A 5,527-nucleotide genomic window follows, 5' to 3' on the forward strand; every position below is an offset into this window, starting at 1 on the left:
ACTCGGCGGGGGGGGGAGGAGCGACCTGGAGAGGCTGGTTCCTGCCCTGAGAGAGGGGAGTCCCGAAGCTTTCAGGGGTTTATCGGAGCTTTTTCAGCGCGGTCTGACCGCTGAACGCCTCCTTGAGGGGCTTTTTCTTCTTTTCAGGGATATTCTTGTCGCCGTTTTGTGGAAGGAAGAGGGAATCGACTCCCTGCCGCTGAGCGAGGAGGATAAATCTTTCATCCGGGACGAATCCGGACATTGGAGTGAGTCCGACCTCTGGAAGGTCCTCGATTTCTGCTCGGCCACCCTTCCTAGGGCACGGTATGGTCTCAGGGGAGAAGTCGTCCTAGGCATGCTTCTTGGGTTATTCCTGGCGCCTCGGGCGAAGGATGAACCGATAGGACCTATAAAGGAAGAGCCCCTACCCGAAAAGGCCCCTGCCGTGGAAGAGGAGGCTGGACCTGAAACCGGAAACGCGAAGTGTGAACCACCCTCCCCCGGGGAGATCGAGGCGCCGCAGGAACCTTCACCTCCAATTTTCGACGCTGTCAAGGGGGATTGGAGAAAATGCGTCGTCGGGATGGCCGCCGACAACCTTCCCCTTTATTGCGCCTGCGTCTCCACCAGCTCCGAAAAGAACGGAGAATCGGTGGTGGTGGTATTCCCCGAAGATCAGCGCTTTTCCTTCGAGCTTGCCACTTCCCCCAGGAGCTTGGCATACCTGGACTCGATAAGGCTTGTACAATACTCGGGCCTGCCGATGGAACTGGTCTGCGGAGAAAGGGCGGTCCCGGTGGAAGGGGTTCCCCAAGGTGAAGAGGACTTCCAGCCGGGTGAGACGGAAGAGGTCCCACCTTCATTTTCGGCTCCCCAGGGATCCCTGGGAACACCGGCAGGGATTTCCCCCCGGAGTTACAGGAGTGACCCGGGCGGGGCCAGGATGGAAGAAGAAAGGCTGGATGGCCTCTTGGAGATACAGAAAACCTTCAACGCCGACCTGCTTGTACTCAAGGAAGAAATCGCCGATGAATCGGAAGATACCGAAGGAGAGGCCGCCGAACAGTGAAAAGACCCTTTGTTCATCTCCACGTGCATAGTGAATACAGCCTCTTGGACGGGGCAATCCGGTGTGGGGACCTCGCCGGGAGGACAGCCCTCTGGGGGAGTCCCGCCGTGGCGCTCACCGATCACGGTGCCCTTTACGGGGCGGTCGAATTCTACGAAGCCTGCCGCGAGATGGGAGTCAAGCCCATCATTGGGTGCGAACTCTACGTTGATCCCAGGGGGCATACCCTCAGGGACCGCATGGGACGGAATTACCATCTCCTCGTGCTTGCGGAGAGCCAGGAAGGGTACCAGAACCTCGTTAAATTGATCTCCATCGCGAACACCGATGGCTTCTATTATCGCCCCAGGGTCGATCATGATCTTCTTTCCCGTTATTCCGGCGGCCTCATCGCCAGTTCAGCCTGCCTGGCCGGAGAGATACCAAGCCTGATCCTCGAAGGGTCCGATGAGGAAGCACTACAGAGAGCCATGCTCTACCGCGATATTTTCGGCGAGGGCAATTTCTTTCTCGAGATACTGCACAACGGGATACCCGAGCAAGCCGTAGCGAACAAGGCTCTGATCAAAATGTCCTCCCTGACCGGCATCCCCCTGGTGGCCACCAATGACGCCCATTACCTGGAGGCGGAGGACGCTTCCTGGCACGACGTCCTGCTCTGCGTCCAGACGAACGCCACGGTGAATGCACCCAATCGTTACCGTTTCGGGGCCGATGATTTTTACCTCCGCTCCCCCGAGGAAATGTGGTCCCTCTTCGGGGACGAAGTTCCCCAAGCGCTTGAGAATACGTTGGCCATCGCGGAGCGCTGCAACGTGGAATTATCCTTTGGATCCTACCGGTTGCCCAGGGTCGAGGTCCGCCAGGGGTCCAGCCTGGAAGAGGAACTCAGCGTAAGGTCGCACGAAGGGCTGCAGGCCCGATTCAAAGGCTTGGCGGTGCCAGAGGAGTACACCGAGAGGCTCGACTATGAACTCCGGGTAATAAACCAGATGGGGTTCGCCGGTTACTTCCTGATCGTTTCCGACATAATCCATACCGCCAAGGAAGAGGGAATCCCGGTGGGACCGGGCAGGGGATCCGCGGCCGGGTCCCTGGTAGCCTACTCTCTCAGGGTTACCGAGATCGACCCCCTCAAGTACGGCCTGCTCTTCGAGAGGTTCCTAAACCCGGAAAGGATCAGCATGCCCGATATTGACACCGATATATCCGACAGGGGCAGGGACAGGGTCCTGGAGATCATCGTGGAGAAGTACGGGCGCTCCCACGTAGCGCAGATAATAACCTTCGACCGGATGAAAAGCCGGGCCGCCATACGCGACGTGGGAAGGGCTCTGGATATGAAGTACCCCGATGTCGACAGGATTGCCAAGCTGGTGCCGTCCGGCGCCGCCTCCATCGAGGAGGCGGTGGAGCAGTCCCCCGACCTTAAGCAGGCCAGGAAGGAGGACCCCTCGGTGAGCATGCTGCTGGACTACGCTTCGAAGATTGAGGGGTTGGCCAGGCACTGTTCTCAGCACGCGGCCGGCATCGTGATCACTCCGGAACCGCTGACGGACGTGGTGCCCATCCGAAGGATAGGCGACGGCCAGATCGTAACCCAGTACTCCATGGAACCCCTGGAGAGCCTGGGTCTCGTGAAGATGGATTTCTTGGGCCTCAGGACGCTTTCGATGATCGAGGAGGCCCTCTCCAATATCGCGCGGAACGGAAAAGAAGCGCCGGACCTTTATTCCCTCCCTCCCGACGACAGGGGCGCTTTCGACCTGCTCTGGCGTGCTGACACGCTGGGCATCTTCCAGCTGGAATCCTCCGGAATGAGGCAGCTTCTCAAACAGGTGCGCCCCGACTGTTTCGAGGACCTGATAGCCGCCCTTGCCCTCTACCGCCCCGGCCCCCTGGGCAGCGGCATGGTCGAGCAGTATATTGACTGCAAGCACGGCAGAAGGGAGATTTCCTGGCTTCACGACGACCTCAGGGAGATCCTCAGGGAGACCCATGGCATGTTCCTCTACCAGGAACAGGTCATGCAGTGCGCGGCGACCCTCGCGGGATATACCCTCGGAGAGGCCGACCTGCTGAGGAGAGCCATGGGCAAGAAGCAGGCCGACGTCATGGAGACCCAGCGGAAGCAGTTCGTGGGAGGCTGTGCCAGCAACGGCGTCGAGCCCTCCGACGCAGAGCATATTTTCAACATTATCCAGGAGTTCGCCGGGTACGGCTTTAATAAGTCCCACAGCGCGGCCTACGCGATGATCACCTACCAGACGGCTTACCTGAAGGCCCACTACCCCAGTGAATTCTACGCGTCTTTCCTGTCGAGCCACATCCACTCGAAGCTCGACGTGCTCGCCAACCACGTCAGGGCGGTCCGGAACTCCGGAATAAAGATTCTCCCCCCCGACGTAAACCGTTCCAAGGCCAACTTCAGCGTCGACGGCGACGTGATCCTATTCGGGTTGAGCGCCGTCTCCAAGATGGGGCAACCGACGGTGGAGCAGATAATCGGGGTGCGGGAAGATGGACCCTACCTTTCGCTTTGGGATTTCATAAACCGGGTCGACACGAGGATAGTCGGCAGGGCGGTCATGGAGAACCTGGTAAGAGCCGGAGCCTTTGACTCGATCACCCCTAACAGGCGCCAACTCATGGAATCCCTGCCGGGCATGTTCGAACTGGTCCAGAGAAGGAATTCCGATTGCCAGAGCCAACAGTTGCTGGGGCTGGAAGATGTCTCCGAGGAGGAGGGCCCTATTCTCCTCGACGTGGAGGATTATGACCTCTCCACGAGGATGGAGATGGAAAAGGAAGCCACGGGCCTTTATATTTCGGGACACCCCTTTGACAAGTACGAGGAGGTAGTGCAACCCTACACCATCTGCTCGATCACCGACCTGTCCTTCTGGAGGGCCGAGGACTGCCCCGCCGTGGCGGCCGGGATACTCGTGGGCCTCCAGGAGAAGTTCACCAGGAAAGGCGACCGCATGGGCATTCTTGAAATAGAAGATGCCTCCGGTAAGATCGAGGTGGTTTGCTTTCCCAGGATGTGGTCGGGTATCACGCCCCCCGAAAAGGGGAAGCCCCTCATTGTCAGGGGAGTGCCCAGGACCAGGGACGGCCTGTCTCTGATCGCAGAAAAAGTCATGACCGTGGAGGAATTGGATGGCGGAGCCAGGAGATGGCTTCGGCTGAGAATTGTGGATGATGCCCCCCCACCGAAGGAGAGGCTCAGGGATGTTTACAGGGAACTCAAGGGTCATCCCGGCGACGCAGGCGTCCTCTTGGAGGTTCCCCTGGAGGGCATGAAGGCCCTCCTGAAGGTCAGGGACCTTTTCGTCGAACCCTCGGCGGATCTTTCAGCGAGAATCTCCGAGTTATCCGGCGGGGGCATCGAAGTGGTATAAAATAGAAGTGGCCCTTTAAAAAGGAGCCGGCGGAAGGAGAGAGCATGCCCGTGGAAAACAACGGCAAGCCTTCGGTGCTTTCTGATTTCATTGTGGTAAAGGCATTGGACAACGGTGTCTCTGTGATTGGCATGACGAGAGGATCAGAGACAAAATTCGCGCACTCCGAGAAGCTTGACGCCGGCGAGGTGTGGATCGCCCAGTTCACGGAATTCACCTCGGCCATGAAAATTAGGGGGAGGGCCCTCATACTCACAGCCCATGGGGAAGTTGAAAGCGGGAAAAATAATGAGGAAACGAGCTAAAATCGTCTGCACCCTTGGCCCGGCCTGCGAGGATTACGGAGTATTGAAAAAAATGGTTCAGGCGGGCATGGACGTGGCCCGCCTGAATTTTAGCCATGGAGACCGTGAAACCCATGGATTTCACCTGGACAGGGTGCGCAGGCTCGAGGAGAAACTGGGCAGACCCGTGGGCACGATGATAGATACCAAGGGACCCGAGATCAGGACGGGCAATCTGAAGGGTCGCTTGCCCGTTTTGATTGAAAGCGGAAGCGAAATAATACTGACCGCGAATCCCCTTGCGGAAGGGGATGCTTCCAGGGTCAGCATAAGCTACCCTGGCCTTCCAGGTGAGGTCACTCCGGGGCAGGACCTTTTCATCGATGATGGCACCCTGCATCTCGTAGTGGAAAAGGTCGAAGATAACGATATCACCTGCCGGGTGAATGTTGGTGGAGAGTTGGGGGAAAAGAAAGGCTTATCCGTCCCGGGTGCGCAAATATCCCTGCCGGTCCTGACCCCCCGGGACATCGATGATATCCGCTGGGCGGTGGGGAAAGGGGTGGACTTTATCGCGCTTTCCTTCGTCCGTGACAGGTCAGATGTCATGGAGGCCCGCAGGGTGCTGGAAGACGTCGGTGGCGACCTCAGGATAATCGCTAAGATCGAGACCCGCGAGGCGGTGGATAACCTGGAGGAGATTATCGAGGTCGTGGACGGGATGATGGTGGCCAGGGGCGACCTTGGGGTTGAGATCCCCCTCGAAGATGTCCCCCTGACGCAGAAGG

The 5,527-nt window shown here is 58.5% G+C and carries 4 protein-coding genes; all 4 read left to right on the forward strand.

Going from position 1 to position 5,527, the window contains the following annotated elements:
• Positions 1-1,051, forward strand: a 1,051-nt coding sequence (locus GX108_06610) for a hypothetical protein (GenBank protein NLO56705.1), incomplete at its 5' end; no start/stop codon positions are given.
• Positions 1,048-4,455: a DNA polymerase III subunit alpha gene (gene dnaE / locus GX108_06615; protein ID NLO56706.1), complete on the forward strand. Its 3,408-nt coding sequence runs from the start codon at positions 1,048-1,050 to the stop codon at positions 4,453-4,455. The genes GX108_06610 and dnaE, both read left to right, overlap by 4 nt.
• 44 nt (positions 4,456-4,499) lie before the next feature.
• On the forward strand, positions 4,500-4,760 hold the full coding sequence (gene mtrB, locus GX108_06620; protein ID NLO56707.1) for a trp RNA-binding attenuation protein MtrB: 261 nt from the start codon (positions 4,500-4,502) through the stop codon (positions 4,758-4,760).
• On the forward strand, positions 4,744-5,527 hold a 784-nt coding region (pyk, locus tag GX108_06625; GenBank protein NLO56708.1), incomplete at its 3' end, for a pyruvate kinase. The genes mtrB and pyk, both read left to right, overlap by 17 nt.

Origin of the sequence: Thermovirga sp., assembly GCA_012523215.1 — a bacterium.
Classification (GTDB): domain Bacteria; phylum Synergistota; class Synergistia; order Synergistales; family Thermovirgaceae; genus 58-81.